The following is a 19,478-nucleotide window of genomic DNA, read 5'->3' on the forward strand; positions in this document are numbered from 1 at the left end:
CGGCCGCGCCGCTCGTGTTCGCGCCGCTTGCCTTAATGTCGCTCGCGCCGGCGTCGACCGCGGTTTCGTCGGTGATCGCGTGCTCGGCATTCGACCGGTCGGAGCCGGCCGAGACGCCCGAGGGCGCGGTCGGACTGGTCTCGACCGATATCGCCGGATCGCTCGAACCGGTCTCTCGCTCGTGCCCGGCCGACGGGCCCGTCGCATCAGGCTGGTCGTCCGCGTCATCCGTGACCGGCGAACCGGACAGCGCTGTTACGCCCGGAGCCGCCTCGTCATGCGAGGTCTTGCCGTCGGACGCCGCCGGTCGATCGCTCGCGCCGACACGGTCGGACACACCACTCGTGGCTACCGAGGGGCCTGCGCCCACGCCGCCGTCAGACCCGGTCGCTCGGCCGGCGTCGGTGTCGCCGGCGGCCGGTGTCGACTTCTCGGCCGTGGACTTGGCCGATGTGGACTTCGTGGGCGTGGGCTTGGCCGGCGCCGACTTGGCGGGCCTGGTCTTGCCGGGGCTCACGACCTGGGTCGCGTCCGTCCGTCCGGCGCTCGCGGGCTTGGCTTCCGGAGCGGCGCCGGGCTTCCGCGCCGGTTCCGTGATCTTGGTGGTCTGGTCGACCGGCTCGGAGATCTTCGTCGTCTTGTCGGCGTCGGGCGCCCGGCCCGGTGCGGACTTCGCCTGCGGCGTCGACTCGGACGGACGGTTCTTCAGCGGGAACGCGATCCGGGTGGTCGGATCGGCCGGTGGCTCGTCCTTGACGCGCGGGATCAGGCCGGTCGCGTCGGACAGGGACTTCTCGTGCTCGGGGGCGGCCTTCTTACGCCGGTTGGCCGCGACGTCGGCGGCCGTGAACCCGGGTTGCGCTCCACGAGACGTACGGGAAAGGCCTCCGGTGGAATGTGGGGCGGGTGAAGACTGCGTACCGAAAACGGTGGTTTTGTCGTCTTGAACCGGCGGACCATCGACGCGCGTGGCATCGACTCGGGGGCCGTCGACGCGGGTGGCATCCATGCGCGGGGCATCGATCTTGGGGCCGTCGACCCGGGTGGGCGTCTCGGCGGCCGGACGGTTGCGCGTCGGAGGTTCGGCAGCGGGACGGCGACGAGCGGGCGGCTCGGGCGTGGGACGACCCACCGGCGCCTTGCCCGGCGCGAAGATCGGCGGCCGGCCGTCACCGGCACCGGCCGGACCAGGGTTGACCGGCGGACCCGACGGACGGGCGACCGGAGGCCGCGGACCAGGCACGACAGGCGTACCGACAGTGCCTCCGGTGAGCGCCGTGCGGTCGCGGCCGACACCGGGACGGCGCATGGTCGGGCTCATCGGGAAGCTCAGCTTGGAACGCCGGCCGGCCGCGCGCAGCAGCAGGCGCTCGGCCTCTTCGGCGTTGATCCGGTGCGTCGGGTCCTTGCGCAGAAGGCCGTTGAGCACCGGCTTCAGCGGGCCGGCATTGCGCGCGGGCGGCGGATTTTCGGTGGCGAGCGCGGCCAGCGTGGCGATCGCGGAGGGACGCGCGAACGGCGAGGCACCCTCGACCGCGGCGTAGAGCGTGGCGCCCAGCGACCACAGGTCGGCGGCGGGGCCGGCCGAACCGTCGCGGGCCCGCTCGGGCGCGATGTAGGCCGGGGAGCCGAGCACGAGTCCCGTACGGGTGACGTTGGGGTCGCCCGGCACCGTGGCCAGGCCGAAGTCGGTCAGCACGACACGACCGTCGGCACCGATCAGCACGTTGCCCGGTTTGACGTCGCGGTGCACGACCCCGGCCCGATGCGCGGCGCGGAGGGCGTTGAGAACACCGAGACCCATTTCCGCCGTACGGACCGGGCTGAACGGTCCATCGGCGGCCAGCGTGTCCTGCAGTGACCGGGACGGAACGTATTCCATGACGATCCACGGGTCGGCGTCGGTGCGCAGCACGTCGAACACGCGGACCACGTTGATGTTGTTGAGCCGGGCGATCGCACGCGCCTCACGCAGCGACCGCTCGCGCATCTCCTGGCGCTCACCCGCGGTCAGACCGGGCGGCGGCACCAGCTCCTTGATGGCGACCTCACGGTGCAGGACGACATCGGTCGCCCGCCAGACACGACCCATCCCGCCCTGACCGAGCGGCGCGACGAGCCGGTAACGGTCAGCGACTACAAGCGGGGGAGAGGAAGACATCACGGAGAAAATACCCGGTCATGTCGAGCCACAGCGAATCGATCAGCCGAGTGTGGGATGCGTGTCACCGCCGGTGGGTGCGAACGTCGTACGCTCTGTCTATGGATGAGGAACCGCTGGTCAGCGTCGTGCGAGGCGAACCGACCCCGGCTGAGCTGGCCGCCTTGGTCACCGTGCTGGCCGCCGCATCCAGCAAAGTTGATGACGCCGCGCCTCCACCGGCGTCCTCGACGTGGTCGAGATCATCACGGCCCTCGATGGGTCCGCGCTCATGGAAAGCCTCGGCCCGGCCCCGCTAGATCATCATTCGTCACTGTCCACAGGGTCCCCCGGCGCTGGCAGTGACCGACTACTCTCACAGACGCTTCGCGTACTTGTGATGGGTTTTCGGATTCGGGGGTGACGCGGATGATTCCGCAAGAAGACCTGGGCCCCGCGTGGCTGCGTGACTACGGCACGACCGACTTCGGCGCCATCGAGGCCGACATCCAGGCGATGGAGAAGTTCGCGGCCCAGCTGGCCGCCAACGTCCAGGACAGCTACGCGCCCCACATGGCCAGCATCTCCGAGTCGATGGGCGCCGAACTGCCCCACCCGCCCGGCGAGTTCGTCGAGCTGACGTCGTTCCTGACCGCGCACAACATGGCGCAGGACGTCACTCATCAGAACGTCTACAACTACGCGAACGGCACCCAGAGCTTCGCCACGGCCGCGTCCGAGGTCAGCAAGCAGTACAGCGGCACTGACGCCTTCTCCCACGCCCGGGTCTCGGACGTGAACAAGGCCCTCGACGACGTGGGCATCCCGGCGCAGGGCACCTACTCGGTGCCCAGGACCAACGAGGGAGACCTCTGATGCTGGTCGCAGCAGGCGGCGGCGGGGCCGGTGGCACGCCCTGGGGCATGATGACCATGCAGCAGATGCAGGCCAACATCCAAAACCCCGACACCGACAAGCACTACGAGTTGCTGACGGGCTGGAAGCGCTCGGCCGACCTGATCAACGAGCACCGCTGGCAGGTCCAGAACTACCGCGACAACCTGGCGGCAGCCTGGCCGCCGGCGACGAACAAGGCTTCCGAGGCCTACATCAGCCGCCTGAACGAGCTGATCGCCAACCTTGAGGAAACTTACGAGGCCGCGATCGCCAACCACGACGCCTTCGCCTCAGCAACGCTGTCGATCAGTCTCGCCCAGAAGAAGATGGACGAGATCGCCCGCGAATACCTGGGCAACGAGCAGGCGCTGGCCGACTTCAACGCAAAAAAGGCAAACACGAGCGGTCAGCCCCAGCCTTCTCCCAGCCCAAGCGGCGAGCAGCCACCTTTCGCGCCGGGCCGTCAAGAGGAGCTCCACCAGCAGGCAGTCGTCTTGCTGAGCGGAGTGAGCGGAGATTTGGCGCAGGCTCAGGTCAGCATCCGAACCCCCACGCCGTACCGGCAAATTCTGACCGACGACACCAAGCACATTAACGAAGGCCAACCGTATACCGCTCCGCCAATCCCGCCAATCACGCCCGTTTATCCAGGCGGGAGCGCGAGCGCACCCTCAACTCAGCGCCCCTCAACAACGTTCCCCACAAATACTCTGCCGCCGGCAGCGACAGCACCGCCAGTGACAAGTGGTGCGCAACCGGGTCTCGTCCTAGGCGGAGCCAACCAGGTGCCGCTGGCGCCGTCGCTTACGCCGCCCGGCATCAACGGGGTTCCGTCACCATCGCCTAGTGGCGGCGCACCTGGCCTCATTGGGAATACCGGCATGCTGCCGCCTGGCAACGGCTACCTTCCTCCGGCTAACCCGTCTGCCGTTCCTCCAGTATCCAATCTTGGCCGCAGCGTTAACGGACCTCGAGAGGGATTTATTCGCCCCGGAAACGCAATTTCGGGCGGCGGGCTGCACGCAATGCCACCTGGTGGTTTAATCGGCACTGTTCCGGGTGGCGGAATCGCGCAGCCAGGTTCGACGAGGTCGGCAATCAACCGAGTTAACCCTGTCGGCGGCATGATCGGCGGCAGCGAGCCACAGACTCGGTCCAGCACGCACTCGAATGCGTTGTCAGGACATCTCAGTGGAACCACACCCCTCGGGCACGTCGGCGGACGGAGAGGGTCAAACGGATCGGAATCTGAGTCGACGAACTGGGATCCAGACAATCCGTGGGAGACGGCCGAAGGAGTGGCTCCCGTGGTCCTACCCCCTCGCGAAAAGCGCATTGACCCCGGGCCAGCGATCGGCCTTTAACATGCGGCGCTTCTTTGGGCTCTTGATACTTGTAACCGTACCGGCGATTGGACTTCCCGCCGGCACAGCGCGAGCTGACAGTTTTCGCGACGATCAGTGGCACCTAAAATCTCTCAAGGTCGCCCAAGCTCAGTCCTTGAGTCTTGGATCAGGGATCACCGTCGCGGTCATTGACAGTGGCACATACCCTCATCCCGACATTCAGAAAAATCTTCTTTCCGGCATTAGCTTAGTTTCGGGAGAATCCGGAAAAGGGCAGAACGATCGAGTGGGCCACGGGACCGAAATGGCAGCTCTAATCGCCGCACACGGACGCGGAAGTCGCGGCGTTCTCGGAATATCTCCCGCAGCCAAAATTCTTCCCGTAAAAATTACCAACACAACAGCGGCCCCCGCTTCGGAGATGGCAAAGGGCATCGATTGGGCAGTGTCGGAGAAGGCCGACGTAATCAATATATCAGCCGCCATTGGCCCCTCCTTTGAGGTACAAGATGCGGTTCGAAAGGCAATCGCCGCAGATGTGCTGGTGGTTGCATCCGTCGGAAATAGATCAAGCTCGGCAGTAGTCGGATACCCGGCGGCGATGGACGGCGTACTTGCAGTCGGAGCCAATGGCAGAAACGGGAAGTACTCACCCTCTTCATTTAGGACGCCAAAGGTGCAGATCTGCGCACCCGGCGTGGATATAACCACTGCGGAACCCGAAAATAGATACGCCGACGTCGGGGGAACCTCGCCAGCAACGGCGATTGCCGCTGGCGCGGCCGCGCTCGTGAGGGCCAAGTTTCCCAACCTCACAACCAAAGAAGTAATCAATCGACTGACCTCCACGGCCGACGATATTGGGCCCGCCGGGCGCGATGACGAGTGTGGGTTTGGGCGGCTCAACATTGTTAAGGCGTTGACCGCGAACGTTCCGCCCTTAGAAGGCGGGGCCGCCTCGGGGCCCAGCGCTAGCGATGGGCCGCCGGTCGGTGATGGGGTCTCGTCGGCGCCTGTGGCTCGGCGGCCTGAGTTTGCGTCGCCTGCTCCTACCGCGGCCGCGAGTGAGCCTGCTGGCAACAGCAGTGTGCTGCTCTTTGGTGGGCTTGCTGGAGTCGTGGCGGCCGGTGCTGTTGTGCTTGCGCTTCTGTTGCGGCGTCGGGGGCGTGGGGCGCGCTGATACCGGCGAGCTATCGGTGGGTATCAGGGGGTGCGCCCAAGTTTGGGGCTGAAACGCCGATGTGTGTGCACCTCGAATGCGAAACAGCCTTGTAGCCTCGCTTTGTGGAGAAGGACATCGCGTACCGGTTGATTCTTGCCTCGGCCAGTCCTGCGCGGCGGGGGCTGCTTGACGCCGCCGGTATTGAGGCTGAAGTGATGGTCAGCGGCGTGGATGAGTCGACGGTGGTGGCTGAGGATGCGGCCACGCTCTGTCTGGCCCTGGCCCGGATGAAAGCGCGCGCCATCGCCGCCCAACTGGACGCCGATCCGGGGGTTGTGGTGCTCGGGTGCGATTCCGTGCTGGCGTTCGAGGGCGAGATCTTCGGCAAGCCGGCCAACGCCGAAGAAGCCACTCAGCGCTGGTCCCGGATGCGCGGGCGGTCCGGCGTGCTGCACACGGGACATCACGTGACCAGCCTGGTTACCGGCAAGCAGGCCGAGGCCGTCGGGCTCACCACCGTGCACTTCGCCGATGTCAGCGATGAGGAGATCACCGCGTACGTGGCCAGCGGGGAGCCGTTGCACGTGGCCGGTTCGTTCACGCTGGATGGGCGCGGGGCCGCCTTCGTCGATCGGATCGAAGGCGACCCCGGCAATGTGATCGGGCTGTCGCTTCCGCTGCTGCGCAACCTGCTGGCCGAGATGGGCGTTCCGTATATCGCCCTGTGGAACAAAAAGTAGGTCAGCGGACGCTTTTGGCGAACAGCCGCGCCGCCCAGGCTACGGCCAGCACCGCCAGGACGGCCATGATGAGCAGGCCCTGCCAGACGTCGGGGGCGCCCAGGTCGCCCCGGAACAGGGCCCTCGTTCCGTTGACCGCCCACGAGAACGGGTTCCAGTCGGCGACCCCCTGGAGCCAGCCGGGGGCGTACGTCATGGGAAGCAAGATGCCACTCAGCAGCAGCAACGGCTGGGCGACCGTGTTCATCAGCGGGGCCAGTGCGTCCTCGCTCTTCACGACCAGGGCCACGCCGTAGCTGACGGCCGAGGTCATCAGGGAGATCAGGGCCAGCATCAGGTAGGCCAGGAGCAGGTTGCCCAGGAACACGCGCAGGTCGAAGGCCAGCGCCAGCAGCGTGATGATCACTGCCTGGGCGATCAGGGACACCGTGTCGCGCAGCGAGCGGCCCAGCAGCAGCGCGACCCGGCTGACCGGGGTCACGCGGGAGCGTTCGATCACGCCGGCGCGTAGTTCGGCGATCAGGCCGAAGCCCTGGAACAGGCCGCCGAAGATGGCCAGCAGAACGAGCAGGCCGGGCACGAAGATCTCGTACGCCTCGGCGTTGGTCCGCACCCCGAGGGCCGGCTTGAGTAGCGGGGCGAACAACAGCAGGTACATCACGGGCTGGAAGACGCCGACGACGATCCACACCGGATTGCGGAGCAGGAGCTGCATCTGCCGGTTGAAGATCAGTGAGATGTCGCGGAACAGTTTCATGCGTCAGCTCTCCCGCAGCGATCGGCCGGTCTTGGTGAGGAACACGTCGTCGAGGCTGGGGCGGTGCAGCTCGATCGTGCCGAGCGGGACCCCGGCCGCGTCGAGGGCGCGCAGGATCTGCGGGATCGCCACGGCACCGTCGTCGACGTAGAGGCGCACGTTGTCCTCGTACGTCTCGAGCTTGTAGGCCTCCAACGCCGAAGCCGCCGCGGACACGGCCGAGACCGGCAGCCCGACCCGGACGACGTCGCCCGAGATCTCGCGCTTGAGGTCGGCCGGCGTGCCGGAGGCGACGATCTCGCCGTTGTCCATGATGGAGATCCGGTCGCAGAGCGCGTCGGCCTCGTCGAGGTAGTGGGTCGTGATGAAGACGGTCATGCCCTCCGCACGCAGCCGTCGCACCTCGTCCCACATGTGGGCCCGGCTCTGCGGGTCGAGGCCGGTGGTCGGCTCGTCGAGGAAGACGACCCGCGGCTCATGGATGATGCCGAGCGCGATGTCGACGCGCCGTCGCTGGCCGCCCGAGTAGGTCTTGCACTTGCGGTCGGCGTACTCGCTGAGCTGGAACGACTCGAGAACGTGGGCCGACCGCGAGAGGGCCTCGGCCTTGGACGCGCCGTACAGCCGGGCCTGGAGAACGAGTTCTTCCCGGGCGGTCGAATCGTCCCAGGTGCTGCCGCCCTGGGCGACGTAGCCGATGCGTCGGCGCACCTCACCGGGGTCGGCGCGGAGGTCGGCGCCCGCGATGGTGGCGGTGCCGTCGTCGGGCTCGATCAGCGTCGCGAGCATGCGGAGAGTGGTGGTCTTGCCGGCACCGTTCGGGCCGAGGAAGCCAAAGATCTCGCCTTCGGCCACGTTGAGGTCGACACCGCGTACGGCCTCGACGGTTTTCTTTTCGCGCCCCTGGCGCGAGATGAACGACTTGCGCAACCCGCGAGTCTCTATCATGCGGGCAGACTACGACCCTAAACGTTGATTAGTCAAAGTTGACTATTCCGAGAACCAGTCGCCCTCGTGCGAGGAAATCCGCGTCGCCGTCTTCTCGCACCAGGCGATCTCGGCCTCGGCCATCGCGATGTTGCGCTCCCACATCCACTTCACGTAGATCGGCTTGCCGTCCGACCAATCCGCTGCCGACATGGACTCGAGCTGCTGAACGCCGGCCCGCAACTGGGTCGCCCGGTTACGCAGCGCGGCCGCGGTCTCCTCGGACGGCAGACCGGGCAGGAACGAGAACGCGGCCATGAACGGGTCGGGCCCGGGCGCCAGCGTCCACCACCCGTGCCGGAGCAGCGATTCGAACTCGGCTTTACCTTTTTCCGTGATCCCGTACGTCGTACGGGCTGGGCGCGCCCCGACCTGCTCGGTGGAGACCTCGTGCAACAGCCCCTCGTCGGTGAGCTTGCGCAGAGCATGGTAGATCGAACCCGGCTGCACGTTGGCCCACTTGTCGGCGCTCCAGCTCAGAAGCTCACGCCGTACGTCGTAGCCGTGCACCGGTTCCATCCAGCCGACCAGTCCAAGGATCATCATGCGCGTCGCTGACACCCGTTCAGCGTAAGCTCAGGCCGTGCGCAAGGTATTGATCGCCAACCGTGGCGAGATCGCCGTCCGGGTCATCCGGGCCTGCCAGGACGCCGGACTGACCAGCGTCGCCGTCTACGCCGACAGCGATCGCGACGCGCCGCACGCCCGGCTCGCCGGGGAGGCGTACGCGCTCGGGGGTGAAACGGCCGCCGAGACCTATCTGCGCATCGACAAGCTGCTCGACGTCGCCGCGCGCAGTGGGGCCGACGCGGTGCATCCCGGCTACGGGTTCCTCTCCGAGAACGCCGAGTTCGCGCAGGCGGTGCTCGACGCGGGGCTGACCTGGATCGGCCCGACCCCGCAGGCCATCCGCGACCTCGGTGACAAGGTCACGGCGCGGCACATCGCCCAGCGCGCCGGTGCACCGCTGGTGCCGGGCACGGCCGAGCCGGTGGCCGACGCGTCCGAGATCGTGGCGTTCGCCGAGGAGCACGGCCTGCCGGTGGCGATCAAGGCCGCGTTCGGCGGGGGCGGGCGCGGGCTGAAAGTTGCCCGTACGCTCGAGGAGATCCCGTCCCTGTTCGAGAGCGCGACCCGCGAGGCGGTGGCCGCGTTCGGCCGGGGCGAGTGTTTCGTCGAGCGCTATCTCGACCGCCCCAGGCACGTCGAGGCCCAGGTGCTGGCCGACACGCACGGCAACGTGATCGTGGTCGGCACCCGCGACTGCTCACTCCAGCGCCGCCACCAGAAGCTGGTCGAGGAGGCGCCGGCCCCGTTCCTGACGGCCGAGCAGCGGGCCTCGATCCACGACAGCGCCAAGGCCATCTGCCGCGAGGCCGGCTATCACGGCGCGGGCACGGTCGAATACCTGGTCGGCCAGGACGGCACCATCTCGTTCCTCGAGGTCAACACGCGTCTCCAGGTCGAACACCCGGTGAGTGAGGAGACGGCGGGACTCGACCTCGTACGGGAACAATTCCGCATCGCCGCCGGTGAAACGCTCGAGCTCACGTCGGATCCGGAGCCGCGCGGCCATTCGATCGAGTTCCGCATCAACGGCGAAGACCCCGGCCGCAACTTCCTGCCCGCGCCCGGCACGGTCGAGACGCTGGTGTGGCCATTCGGCCCGGGCGTCCGGGTCGACGCGGGCGTCGAGGCGGGCAGCGTCATCGGAGGCAACTTCGATTCCCTCCTGGCCAAGATCATTGTTTCCGGCCGTACGCGGGAAGAAGCCCTCGAACGCAGCCGTCGGGTGCTCGACGAAACGGTTGTCACGGGGATCGCGACCGTGTTGCCGTTCCACCGGGCGGTGGTGCGGGACGAGGCCTTCACGTCGGAACCGTTCACCGTCCACACGCGATGGATCGAGACCGAGTGGGCGGGCGGGGTGCCGCCGTTCGCGGGTGCCGGTGCGGCCGACGCGGGCGAGGACGAGCGCGAGACCGTGGTCGTCGAAGTCGGCGGGAAACGGCTCGAGGTGCGGTTGCCGGCCAAGTTGCTGCAGGGCGGCGGAAGCGGCCCGGCTCGGCGGACGCCGGCCCGGCGTACCGGTGGCGCGACCCAGGGGCAGGCGGGCGGCGCCGCTTTGACGGCACCGATGCAGGGCACGATCGTCAAGGTCGCGGTGGCCGACGGCGACTCGGTCTCGGAGGGCGACGTCATCGTGGTGGTCGAGGCGATGAAGATGGAGCAGCCGCTGCAGGCCCACAAGGACGGCACGGTCTCGGGCCTGTCGGTCAAGGTCGGCGAGACCGTGACCTCGGGTTCCGTGGTCTGCAGCATCGAGTAGCGGTTATCCACAGTTCCGCGTTGTCCACAGGCCCGCTTCGAAGATCGACAATTCTCACTAGACTCGCCGAGGGTGGCACCCCCGGTGGTGGGTGGGCCCTGCTTGCGCCGGCTAGCCGATCATGACGGCGACGGCGGCGCCGATGAAGAGGACCTGCATGGGGATGCGCGCGCTCAGCGGCGTCACCGGCAGGTGACGGCGGGCCGCGGAGACGTTGGCCGGGAACATCAGCAGCATCAGCAGGGCCAGACATGCCGCCGCCAGCCGGGCCGTCGCGGGCAGCAACAGACCCGCGGCGCCGGCCAGTTCGAGCACGCCGGTGACGGTGACCAGCAACGCCGGGTTGGGCAGCGACGGCGGGACCATCGCGATCAGGCCTTCGCGACGGCCGAGGCCGAAATGCGCCAGCCCGGTCAGCACGAACATCAACGCCAGACCCACCCGCAGGGCGGGCCACCAGCCGTCGAGGGCGTCGACGCCGAGAAGTCCGACGAGCCGGGCGAGCACGCTGCCAGCGATCAAGGCGATCAGGGGTGCCATCTCGTACTCCAATCTTGTCACTGCCAAGATGCACCTAGTGCCGCCATCTTGTCAATGACAAGTTAGAGTCGGCAGCATGGCCTACCACCATGGCGACCTGCGGCGGGCACTACTCGAGGCGACGGCCGAGGCGATCGACGAGCACGGCGTCGCGGCGCTGAGCATGCGCGACCTCGCCCGCCGGGCCGGGGTGTCGCACGCGGCGCCGACCCATCACTTCGGCGACAAGGCGGGGCTGCTCACGGCGTTCGCCACCGAGGGGTACGAGCAGTTGGCGGCGGCACTGGTGACCGACAGCTTCCTCGAGATGGGGGTCGCCTACGTGCGGTTCGCGTTGTCGCGGCGGGCCCAGTTCGAGGTCATGTTCCGGCCCGACCTCTATCGCGCCGACGACCCGGAACTGGTGGCCGCGCGGACGAGGTCGGGCGCCGCGCTCTACACGGGAGCGGGCGAGCGCAGTAAGGGGCAGGCCGCCTGGTCGATCGCGCACGGGTTCGCCACGCTCTGGATCTCGGGCGCGTTTCCCGGCCGAGATCAGGATCCGATGGTGGTTGCGCGGTCCCTGTTCGCGCAGCTCGGCCAGGATGCCACCAACGACACCGGGGCCGCCGGCTGACTGTGGATAACTGGCGATTGTGGATAACCGGCTCGGGTCGCGCGGCGCGAAATAGGGTCGTGGGCACTCCCCCAGGGCGGGGGGTCCGGGTTGGGGGAGGGTAAAAAATCAGTCAGTCAAAATCCAGTAGCGCAGCTTCTCGTCCCGGCGATCGGCGCGTACGCCGCCATTGCGCTCGATCGCGCGCCTCGACGCCTCGTTGTCCCAGTCGCAGGTCACCAGCACCTTCGGCAGGCCCAGCGCCGCCGCCAACGGCCGAGCCGCGGCCAGCATCGCGGTTGCGTGACCGCGCCGCCGGGCCAGCGGCCGCACGTCGTAGCCGATGTGACCGTTGCGCTCGCCGGCCTGGCCGGGCGCCAGCCGGTGGCGGATGTTGAGCCGGCCCAGGTATTCGGGGCCGTCGAGCCACCACAGCACCGTCGTCGGGACGAAGCCGGGCGGGCGGGGCGTCTCTTCGAGGCGTTGCGCCACCAGGTAGTCGACGAAGCGGGCGAATCCGGCCGGTGAGCCCCAGGTGGATCCGTACGCGCGAAGGTCGTTGCCGATGTTGCTGAAGTCGTCGAACCCGCCCCGTCCGTCGGCCAGGTATTCGGCCATGGCGGCGAGGAACGAGGCGTGGACGTCGACGGTGGGCGCGACGAGCGAAGGCACCCGCTCAGCGTAGGCGAGTGATCGTCACCTCGACGCCCTGGCCGGTGCTGGCCGGTCCGGCGTAGACGCCCTTGAGCGGCGGCACGTCCCCGTATTCGCGGCCCCGCCCGACCACCACATGCCGTTCGCCGACGGGGACGCCGTTGGTCGGGTCGAACGCCGTCCACCGGCCGACCCACCACTCGACCCAGGCGTGACTCTGACCGATGACGCTCTCACCGATCTCGGCGTTGGGCGATGGGTGCAGATAGCCCGAGACGTAGCGCGCGGGCAGGCCCATTTCGCGCAGCAGGCCGACGGTCAGGTGGCTGATGTCCTGGCAGACGCCTTTGCGCTGCTCCCAGGCGTGCAAGGCGTCGCTCTGCACGCCGGTCGCGCCGGGCTGATAGGTGACCGATGACCGCACGAAGTCACAGACCGCGAGCGCCGCCTCATGCGGACTGCCCGATTTGTCACGTAGGTCGGCCGAGATCTCGACCAGTTCCTCGTTCAAGCGAGTGCGCTGAGTGGGAAGCGTAAATTCATACCAATTGTCGGAAGGAGACGAAGTCCACGACGTCTCGGAGAGCGGATCGAGGTCGCCCGGAGGCAGCGTCTCCACAGTAGAGGTCGCGGTGACGGTCAACGACTCGTGCTGCGCGTGCACGTCGAAGGCGGTCACCACCGTCCCCCAGTAGTCCTCGTAGCGGTAGGTGCGCGCCGGGGGCCACACCTCCACCCGGGCGTCGAGCACGGCCTGCCGGGATCCGTTCCGCGGCCACATCCGGGCCTCGTTGTAGGACGACGACACCGGTCCCGCGTAGTCGTACCCGGTCTTGTGCTGAATCTTCAGCCGCCAACTGTCGACCACGCCTAGGCCACCGCCCCTCGCACCCAGTTGACCGCCGTCGTCTGACGGAAGTAGCGCCGCGACACCGCGTCGTTGACCTGCGAACACGTCTTCTCCAGCCGGCTGAGTACCGCGGGCAGGTCACCGATCAGCTCGTCGGCGCCGCGGAACTCCAGGTTGGTGCGCGCCCGCCCGACGATCCGCTGGGCGTCGGTCGCCACACCGGCGCGCCCGGGGTCGGGTTCCAGGTCGGCCAGACAGCCCTCGGCCGTCGACAGCGCCGCGAACACCGACCGCGGGAACAGCCGGTCGAGCAGCAGGAACTCGGCCGCGTGCCGATCGTCGAGCGAGCCTCGATACGTACGGAGGAAGGTCTCCCAGGCCCCGGACGAACGCAGCAGGGTCAGCCACGACGGGATGCTGCCGCCGGCCCGCTCGTGGGTGCGCAGCAGCCGGGCCGTCATGTCGACCCGCTCGATGTTGCGGCCGAGCACCAGGAACATCCAGCCCTCGTCGCGGCTCATGGTCGCCTCGGTGAGCCCGGCCATCACCGCGCAGCGCTCGCGCACCCAGCGGAAGAACGAGTGCACGCCCTGCTGCTCGACGCGCCGGCGGGCGTTCGGCAGACCGTGCCACGTCGAGTTCAGGCACTCCCACATCTCCGACGAGACCGTCTCACGACAGCCGCGAGCATTTTCGCGGGCCGCCGCCAGCGCACCCACCACCGAGCTCGGGTGGCGGTCGTCCAGGCCGAGCAGGTCCATCACCCGGGCCGAGGTCACCGGGCCCTCGCCGGGGTCGGTACCCATCACCGCGAGCAGCGCCCGGCAGGCCATGTCCTCCTGCGTCCACGGGTCGGCCGCCATCCGCTGCAGGTGCACGTCGAGGATGCGGGCGGTGTCCTCGGCCCGTTCGACGTAGCGACCGATCCAGTAGAGCGACTCGGCGATGCGGCTCAGCATCGGGACACCCCCTGCTGCTGTTGTTGTTGCTGTTGCTCCTCGACGACCAGCGCGCCGGGCCCGAGATCGGGACTGGCGGCGGGCGTCAGCGGCGCCGGATCGGCCGGCAGGTGCGGCACCTCGAACGGCACCACGTCGTCGTCCGCGGCCAGCACCCACGTGTCTTTCGAGCCGCCACCCTGGCTGGAATTGACCACCAGCGCCCCTTCGGGCAGCGCGACCCGGGTCAGACCGCCGGGCAGCACCCAGATCTTGTCGCCGTCGTTGACCGCGAACGGCCGCAGGTCGACGTGCCGCGGCCGCAGCCGGTTGCCGATCAGGGTCGGCACCATCGACAGCTTCACCTCACGTTGCGCGATCCAGCCGCGGGGATTTTCCAAGACCTTTTCCCGTACGTCGGACAGCTCGGCCGCCGTGGCCTGGGACCCGATCACGATGCCGGCTCCGCCCGCGCCGTCGACCGGTTTGACCACGAGCTGGTCGAGCTGCGGCAGCACGATGTCGAGCACTCCCGGGTCGTCGAGCCGGTAGGTGTCGACGTTGGGGAGCAGCGGCTCCTCGTTCAGGTAGTAGCGGATCAGGTCGGGCACATAGGTGTAGAGCAGCTTGTCGTCGGCCACCCCGTTGCCGACCGCGTTGGCGATCGTCACCCGCCCGGCCCGGGCCGCGTTGAGCAGTCCGGCCACGCCGATCACCGAGTCGGCCCGGAAGTGCACGGGATCGAGGAAGTCGTCGTCGATACGCCGGTAGATGACGTCGACGCGCTGCTCCCCGGCCGTCGTCCGCATCAGCACGTCGTTGCCCACGCAGACCAGGTCGCGGCCCTCGACCAGCTCGACGCCCATCTCGCGGGCGATCAGCGCGTGCTCGAAGTAGGCCGAGTTGTAGACGCCCGGGCTGAGCACCACGACGGTCGGTTCGGGCACCCCGCTCGGCGCGGCCGCCCGCAGCGCGCGCAGCAGCATCGCCGGGTAGGACTCGACCGGCAGGATGCGGGTGGCCGCGAACACCTCGGGCAGCACCTGGGCCATCGCCCGCCGGTTCTCCATCACGTAGCTGACCCCGGACGGGATCCGTACGTTGTCTTCGAGCACCCGGAACGTGCCCTGCTCGTCGCGGATCAGGTCGACGCCGGCGACGTGGATGCGGACGCCGTTGGGCGGGTTGATGCCGGCCGCCGCCCGCAGGAAGTGCGCGCTGGTCGCGATGATGCGCCGCGGCACGATCCCGTCGGCCAGCACCTGCCCGGCGCCGTAGACGTCGGCCAGGAACGCCTCGAGGGCCCGGATCCGCTGGGCCACACCGAGCTCGACCGAGCGCCATTCGGCCGCGGCGATGATCCTCGGCACGATGTCCAGCGGGAACGGTCGTTCGACCCCTTTGAGGGCAAACGTGATGCCCTGATCGAGGAATGCCCGGGCCAGCACTTCGGCCCGTATGCCCAGTTCCGCGCTCGACAGCGGCTGCAGAGTGGCGTTCAGCGCCTCGTAGCTCTCCCGGGGCATGCCGGGTGCGCCGAACATCTCGTCCCAGCCGGGGCCGAGGCGGTAGTCCTCGAAGAGATCCGCCATGCGGTGAATCTACGCACGGGCCATTTCACTGGTGTAACAAACGAAACGCGCTGGTGGCAGGGGCGGGCCGCCCGTACGGGACCTACGGACGGCCCACCTGCCGGCTCACCGAGAACGGGGGACCCGGCGTTCCGGCAATCTCACGGTACGCCCGCTGCGCCCGGACGAAAAACCAGCTGGACGAATGGGTTCATCTCGCCCTTACGAGACGGGAGCGACCCGAAAATGGGCGGCGGCCGGGAGATCGAGACACTACCGTGTCAGGCATCACCCACGACCGGGTCTGATCAGGGAGCATGCTGAACACAGCCCATTCTCAGGTGCCCTGCTCAACAATGGCGGGGTCCCCGAACGCCGCGAGGTGGCACGACCGATGACCGAACTGTTGACCATGATGGCAACACCGGCATGGGCGTACCTTGCTCTTTTCGGCTTCCTCGCCGTCGACGCGATGATTCCGGTCGTGCCGATCCAGGCGATCATGATCACATCCGGGGCTCTGACTGTCTACGGCAATCTCGACCTCGCGCTGGTGATCGCGGTCGGGGCGCTCGGCATGTTCACCGGCGACACCATCGCCTTCGTGCTGGGCCGGTCGTCGGGCGACCGGGGCGCGGGCCGGCTGGCCGCGTTACGCGCCAAGTACGGCCCCAAGCACGATGACGACGACGCCCGCGAGATCTCCCGCACCAAACAGGCTGCCGCCCGCTTCACCCGCGGACTGCGCCGACCGGGACCGCTGGTGCTGTTGCTCTGCCGGTTCGTACCGGGCGGACGGATGGCGGCCGGCTTCTACGCCGGCCGCCGCCGCTATCCGATCAAGCTCTTCGTGCTCTACGACGGCCTGGCCGCGCTCGCCTGGGGTTCCTACGGCGGCCTGGTCGGCCACGTCGGCGGCACGGCGATCACCCAGTCGGCCTGGCGGCTGTTCGCGATCGCCGCCACCGCCGCCGTCGTCTTCGGCACGGCCGGCTGGATCCTGGCCCTCTTCGGCGGCCGCAAGGACGAGGAACTGCAGGCCGCCGCGGCGGCCGGCTACAAAGACGTCACTGCAGCTCGTGCTGCATCAGCTGACGCGCCGCTTCCGCGATCGACCCCGACAACGACGGGTAGATAGTGATCGTGTGGGCCAACTGGTCCACGGTCAGGTTGTTCTCGATCGCCATCGTGATCGGCAGGATCAGCTCGCTCGCCTTGGGCGCCACCACCACGCCGCCGACGATCTGACCCGTCGCGGGCCGGCAGAAGAGCTTGACGAAACCGTCGTGCAGGTCGGCCATCTTGGCCCGGGCGTTACCGGTCAGCGGCAGCATCACCTGGCGGGCGGGGATCCGGCCCGCGTCCACGTCGTTCTGCGAGACACCGACGGTGGCCAGCTCGGGGTCGGTGAAGACGTTGGCCGAGACGGTACGCAGCCGCAGCGGGGCCACCGCCTCGCCCATGGCGTGCCAGATCGCGATCCGGCCCTGCATGGCGGCCACGCTGGCCAGCGGGAGCACGCCCGTGCAGTCGCCGGCGGCGTAGATGCCGGGCACGTTGGTGCGCGACACCCGGTCGACGGTCACGTAGCCGCCGTCGCCGACCTGCACGCCGTACTCGGCCAGGCCCAGCTCGGCCGTGTTCGGGATCGCGCCGACCGCGATCAGGGCGTGCGAGCCTTCGATGATGCGGTCGTCGCCCAGTGTCACCCGTACGCCGGAACCGGTGTTCTCCACGCTTTTGCCGCGGGACTGGCTGAGGATCGTCATGCCCCGCTCGCGGAACACCCGCTCGATCGCCATCGCGGCGTCGGCGTCCTCGTGCGGCATGACCCGCTCGCGGCTCGAGACCAGCGTGACCTTGACCCCCATGGCCAGGTAGGCGCTGGCGAACTCGGCGCCGGTCACACCGGAACCGATCACGATCAGGTGCGACGGCAGCTCGGTGAGGTCGTAGAGCTGACGCCAGTCGAGGATGCGCTCGCCGTCGGGCCGCGCGGTGGCCAGCACCCTCGGGGTCGCCCCGGTGGCCAGCAGCACAGTCGTGGCCTCCACTGAATAGGAAGCACCCTCGTGCGGCGTGATCAGCACCTGGTGGGTGTGGCCCAGCGTGTCCTCACCCAGACGCGCCCGGCCGTGCACCACGTCGACCCCGGCCTTGACCAGCTTGGCCTGGATGTCGCTGGACTGGGCCAGCGCCAGCTTCTTGACCCGCTCGTTGACCGCGACCGCGTCGACCGTCACGCCCTCGAGCCCTGACGAGCGGATGCCGAAGCGGTCGTTGTGCCGGTAGCCGGTCATCACCTCGGAGCTGGCGATGAACGTCTTGGAAGGCACGCAGTCGGTCAGGACGCAGGCCCCGCCCGGCCCGTCCGCTTCGACGAGGGTGACGTCCGCGTCGAGCTGGGCGGCGACCAGCGCTGCCTCGTACCCGCCCGGTCCCCCACCGATGATCACGATCCGACTCACGACGCTTCAACCTCTTCCCGCATGGCAGATGTGCCGACACGCACTCCTTGTATTCTCCACCACCGCCGGATCCGGCTATCGTCATCGCCGTGCGTCATTACGCCGCGTATGGCTCAAACCTCGATCCGGCCCGCATGCGGGCCTACTGTCCGCACTCGCCCATGGTCGGCGTGGGGTGGATAGAAGGCTGGCGCCTGACCTTTGCCGGTGAGGGGGAATTGGGCTGGGAGGGCGCGGTCACCACGATCGTGGAGTCACCGGGTGACCGGGTCTTCGTGTCGCTCTACGACGTGCACCCCTGGGACGCGGCGCAACTCGACGAGGTCGAGGGCGTGACGGCCGAGGCCTACCAGAAGGTCACCGTGCGTGTCTCCACGCTCGAGGGCGAGTTCAGCGCCTGGGTCTACGTGTTCGCCGGCTACGAGGGCGGCCTGCCCACCGCCTGGTATCTGAGCGAGATCGCGAACGCGGCGGAGAAGGCGGGCGCCCCCGACGACTACGTCGAGGAGCTGCGCCGCCGCCCCACCGGCACGGCCGGCCCCGAGAACTAGACGATCTTCTGGTAGATGTTGGCCTCGTAGAGCGGCTTCATGCCGACGGCGAGGTAGAGCCGGGCCGCCTTGGTCGGGTTGGCCATGTCCACGCCCAGCCCGGCCTTCGCGCGCCCCTGACCGGCATAGGCGGCGAAGGCCCGGCGCAGAAGAGCTTCCCCCAAACCCCTTTTCCGGTACGCCGCCAGCACGCCCAGCCGTTTCACCCAGCCCTCGTCGTTGGCCGTGTCACTGTCGTACGAGGACTCGAGCGCCCCGGCCACCACACCGTCCACCTCGGCCACGAACCACTCGTCGAAGGCGCTGGCCTGCTTGCGCCACGCGTCGTAGGCCGCGGCCCGGTGATCGGAGTCGAGGAAGGCCTGCTCGATCACGCCGTGGAAGGCGCGCATCTCGTCCTCGTCGTCCACCCGGACGTTACGGATCGTGACGCCCTCCGGCGGCTCGGGCGGGGTCGGGGAGACGCCGTCGAGTGAGATCTGCATGCGCGCGTGCTGTTTGAGGAAGCCGAACCCGGCCGCGGTCAGCTCCTCGATGTAGGCCGTCTCGCTGGGAACGGCGCCGGCGCGTACCTCGTACGGGGAATGACCGAACTCGGTCCCCCGCTCGGCCGCCCGGGCCAAGATCAGCTCGAGCAACGGCCGGATCGCCGGTCGGCCCCGCTCAGGCCAGGTGTAGACCTCGATGAAGTCGCGACCGGAGCCGGTCGCGTTGCTCGGATAGGCCCATCCGACGATCCGGCCGTCCGGTTCGAGCGCCACCCAGCAGTCGCGGGCCAGGTCGGTGTTGGCCTCGGTCAGCGCCTCGTGCAGGTCCTCCGCGCTGTAGTCGGGATAGCCGACCGCGGCGATGTCACTGGCGTGCACGAGCTCGAGGAGCGCGGGCTGGTCGTCGAGGGTGGGCCGGCGCACGCTCCAGCCGTCGGGAAGCTCAGTCACCCCGGCATCGGATCA

General features: G+C 68.5%; 19 protein-coding genes and 1 pseudogene. 9 read left to right on the top strand and 11 right to left on the bottom strand.

All coding sequences use genetic code 11. The features are described from left to right. Positions 1-952 precede the first annotated feature (952 nt). Positions 953-2,161 (bottom strand): annotated as a pseudogene (locus KOI35_RS05205) (serine/threonine-protein kinase); the annotation flags it as partial. A gap of 101 nt (positions 2,162-2,262) precedes the next feature. Here KOI35_RS05205 and KOI35_RS05210 point away from each other — a divergent pair. The 5 genes from KOI35_RS05210 (at position 2,263) to KOI35_RS05230 (ending at position 6,285) form a co-directional block, all read left to right on the top strand. Continuing rightward, the gene (locus KOI35_RS05210; protein ID WP_215784898.1) at positions 2,263-2,460 is read left to right on the top strand and encodes an acyl-CoA carboxylase epsilon subunit; all 198 of its coding nucleotides are present in this window, start codon (positions 2,263-2,265) and stop codon (positions 2,458-2,460) included. Between the two features lie 109 nt (positions 2,461-2,569). Then, positions 2,570-3,016 carry a hypothetical protein gene (locus KOI35_RS05215; RefSeq protein WP_215784899.1) on the top strand — a complete coding sequence of 149 codons (447 nt, stop codon included), beginning with the start codon at positions 2,570-2,572 and terminating at the stop codon, positions 3,014-3,016. Further along, positions 3,016-4,401, top strand: coding sequence for a hypothetical protein (locus tag KOI35_RS05220; protein ID WP_215784900.1), 1,386 nt, complete (start codon positions 3,016-3,018; stop codon positions 4,399-4,401). Before KOI35_RS05215 ends, KOI35_RS05220 begins: the two co-directional genes overlap by 1 nt. Before the next feature lies 1 nt (position 4,402). Continuing rightward, positions 4,403-5,563, top strand: a complete 1,161-nt coding sequence (locus tag KOI35_RS49225) for a S8 family serine peptidase (protein ID WP_369076846.1) — start codon at positions 4,403-4,405, stop codon at positions 5,561-5,563. 104 nt (positions 5,564-5,667) lie between these two features. Beyond that, positions 5,668-6,285, top strand: a complete 618-nt coding sequence (locus KOI35_RS05230; protein ID WP_215784902.1) for a Maf family protein — start codon at positions 5,668-5,670, stop codon at positions 6,283-6,285. A gap of 1 nt (position 6,286) precedes the next feature. Here the strand turns inward: KOI35_RS05230 and KOI35_RS05235 are convergent, their stop codons facing one another. The 3 genes from KOI35_RS05235 to KOI35_RS05245 are packed head-to-tail and all read right to left on the bottom strand — an operon-like array spanning position 6,287 to position 8,590. Then, entirely contained in the window at positions 6,287-7,042 is a 756-nt protein-coding gene (locus KOI35_RS05235; RefSeq protein WP_215784903.1) for an ABC transporter permease, read from the bottom strand. A 3-nt stretch (positions 7,043-7,045) separates the two neighbouring features. Further along, positions 7,046-7,990 carry an ATP-binding cassette domain-containing protein gene (locus KOI35_RS05240; RefSeq protein WP_215784904.1) on the bottom strand — a complete coding sequence of 315 codons (945 nt, stop codon included), beginning with the start codon at positions 7,988-7,990 and terminating at the stop codon, positions 7,046-7,048. 42 nt (positions 7,991-8,032) lie between these two features. Beyond that, on the bottom strand, positions 8,033-8,590 hold the full coding sequence (locus tag KOI35_RS05245; protein WP_308120794.1) for a PadR family transcriptional regulator: 558 nt from the start codon (positions 8,588-8,590) through the stop codon (positions 8,033-8,035). 22 nt (positions 8,591-8,612) lie between these two features. Between KOI35_RS05245 and KOI35_RS05250 the strand changes: the two genes are divergently transcribed. Next, complete coding sequence (locus KOI35_RS05250) at positions 8,613-10,358, top strand: acetyl/propionyl/methylcrotonyl-CoA carboxylase subunit alpha (RefSeq protein WP_215784905.1); 1,746 nt, start codon at positions 8,613-8,615, stop codon at positions 10,356-10,358. 111 nt (positions 10,359-10,469) lie between these two features. On the opposite strand, the gene KOI35_RS05255 is transcribed toward KOI35_RS05250, so the two are convergent. Next, positions 10,470-10,898 carry a DoxX family protein gene (locus tag KOI35_RS05255; RefSeq protein ID WP_215785496.1) on the bottom strand — a complete coding sequence of 143 codons (429 nt, stop codon included), beginning with the start codon at positions 10,896-10,898 and terminating at the stop codon, positions 10,470-10,472. A gap of 76 nt (positions 10,899-10,974) precedes the next feature. Here KOI35_RS05255 and KOI35_RS05260 point away from each other — a divergent pair, with 76 nt between their 5' ends. Further along, the gene (locus tag KOI35_RS05260) at positions 10,975-11,514 is read left to right on the top strand and encodes a TetR/AcrR family transcriptional regulator (protein ID WP_215784906.1); all 540 of its coding nucleotides are present in this window, start codon (positions 10,975-10,977) and stop codon (positions 11,512-11,514) included. A gap of 108 nt (positions 11,515-11,622) precedes the next feature. On the opposite strand, the gene KOI35_RS05265 is transcribed toward KOI35_RS05260, so the two are convergent. From KOI35_RS05265 to KOI35_RS05280, 4 genes are read right to left on the bottom strand one after another with little or no spacing between them, the layout of a single operon-like run. Continuing rightward, the gene (locus tag KOI35_RS05265) at positions 11,623-12,165 is read right to left on the bottom strand and encodes a GNAT family N-acetyltransferase (RefSeq protein WP_215784907.1); all 543 of its coding nucleotides are present in this window, start codon (positions 12,163-12,165) and stop codon (positions 11,623-11,625) included. Positions 12,166-12,169: 4 nt separating this feature from the next. Next, on the bottom strand, positions 12,170-13,015 hold the full coding sequence (locus KOI35_RS05270; RefSeq protein WP_215784908.1) for a transglutaminase family protein: 846 nt from the start codon (positions 13,013-13,015) through the stop codon (positions 12,170-12,172). A 2-nt stretch (positions 13,016-13,017) separates the two neighbouring features. After that, the gene (locus KOI35_RS05275) at positions 13,018-13,956 is read right to left on the bottom strand and encodes an alpha-E domain-containing protein (RefSeq protein ID WP_215784909.1); all 939 of its coding nucleotides are present in this window, start codon (positions 13,954-13,956) and stop codon (positions 13,018-13,020) included. Beyond that, the gene (locus KOI35_RS05280; RefSeq protein ID WP_215784910.1) at positions 13,950-15,527 is read right to left on the bottom strand and encodes a circularly permuted type 2 ATP-grasp protein; all 1,578 of its coding nucleotides are present in this window, start codon (positions 15,525-15,527) and stop codon (positions 13,950-13,952) included. The genes KOI35_RS05275 and KOI35_RS05280 overlap by 7 nt, the downstream gene beginning before the upstream one ends. A 373-nt stretch (positions 15,528-15,900) precedes the next feature. On the opposite strand from KOI35_RS05280, the gene KOI35_RS05285 reads away from it, so the two are divergent. Beyond that, positions 15,901-16,644, top strand: a complete 744-nt coding sequence (locus tag KOI35_RS05285) for a DedA family protein (protein ID WP_215784911.1) — start codon at positions 15,901-15,903, stop codon at positions 16,642-16,644. Here the strand turns inward: KOI35_RS05285 and KOI35_RS05290 are convergent. After that, positions 16,574-17,974 carry an NAD(P)H-quinone dehydrogenase gene (locus KOI35_RS05290; RefSeq protein ID WP_215784912.1) on the bottom strand — a complete coding sequence of 467 codons (1,401 nt, stop codon included), beginning with the start codon at positions 17,972-17,974 and terminating at the stop codon, positions 16,574-16,576. The genes KOI35_RS05285 and KOI35_RS05290 overlap by 71 nt on opposite strands. 89 nt (positions 17,975-18,063) lie before the next feature. Here KOI35_RS05290 and KOI35_RS05295 point away from each other — a divergent pair, with 89 nt between their 5' ends. Beyond that, entirely contained in the window at positions 18,064-18,525 is a 462-nt protein-coding gene (locus tag KOI35_RS05295) for a gamma-glutamylcyclotransferase family protein (protein WP_215784913.1), read from the top strand. Here the strand turns inward: KOI35_RS05295 and KOI35_RS48785 are convergent. Continuing rightward, complete coding sequence (locus KOI35_RS48785) at positions 18,522-19,463, bottom strand: GNAT family N-acetyltransferase (protein WP_215784914.1); 942 nt, start codon at positions 19,461-19,463, stop codon at positions 18,522-18,524. The genes KOI35_RS05295 and KOI35_RS48785 overlap by 4 nt on opposite strands. Positions 19,464-19,478: the final 15 nt, after the last annotated feature.

Origin of the sequence: Paractinoplanes bogorensis (genome assembly GCF_018829635.1) — a bacterium.
GTDB lineage: Bacteria > Actinomycetota > Actinomycetes > Mycobacteriales > Micromonosporaceae > Actinoplanes > Actinoplanes bogorensis.

Excerpts from the sequence above, each read along its gene's own strand:
- KOI35_RS05275 (WP_215784909.1), bottom strand. The coding sequence starts at position 13,956 with ATGCTGAGCCGCATCGCCGAGTCGCTCTACTGGATCGGTCGCTACGTC.
- KOI35_RS05255 (WP_215785496.1), bottom strand. The coding sequence starts at position 10,898 with ATGGCACCCCTGATCGCCTTGATCGCTGGCAGCGTGCTCGCCCGGCTC.
- KOI35_RS49225 (WP_369076846.1), top strand. The coding sequence starts at position 4,403 with ATGCGGCGCTTCTTTGGGCTCTTGATACTTGTAACCGTACCGGCGATT.
- KOI35_RS05210 (WP_215784898.1), top strand. The coding sequence starts at position 2,263 with ATGGATGAGGAACCGCTGGTCAGCGTCGTGCGAGGCGAACCGACCCCG.
- KOI35_RS05280 (WP_215784910.1), bottom strand. The coding sequence starts at position 15,527 with ATGGCGGATCTCTTCGAGGACTACCGCCTCGGCCCCGGCTGGGACGAG.
- KOI35_RS05260 (WP_215784906.1), top strand. The coding sequence starts at position 10,975 with ATGGCCTACCACCATGGCGACCTGCGGCGGGCACTACTCGAGGCGACG.
- KOI35_RS05285 (WP_215784911.1), top strand. The coding sequence starts at position 15,901 with ATGACCGAACTGTTGACCATGATGGCAACACCGGCATGGGCGTACCTT.
- KOI35_RS05235 (WP_215784903.1), bottom strand. The coding sequence starts at position 7,042 with ATGAAACTGTTCCGCGACATCTCACTGATCTTCAACCGGCAGATGCAG.
- KOI35_RS05240 (WP_215784904.1), bottom strand. The coding sequence starts at position 7,990 with ATGATAGAGACTCGCGGGTTGCGCAAGTCGTTCATCTCGCGCCAGGGG.
- KOI35_RS05215 (WP_215784899.1), top strand. The coding sequence starts at position 2,570 with ATGATTCCGCAAGAAGACCTGGGCCCCGCGTGGCTGCGTGACTACGGC.
- KOI35_RS05220 (WP_215784900.1), top strand. The coding sequence starts at position 3,016 with ATGCTGGTCGCAGCAGGCGGCGGCGGGGCCGGTGGCACGCCCTGGGGC.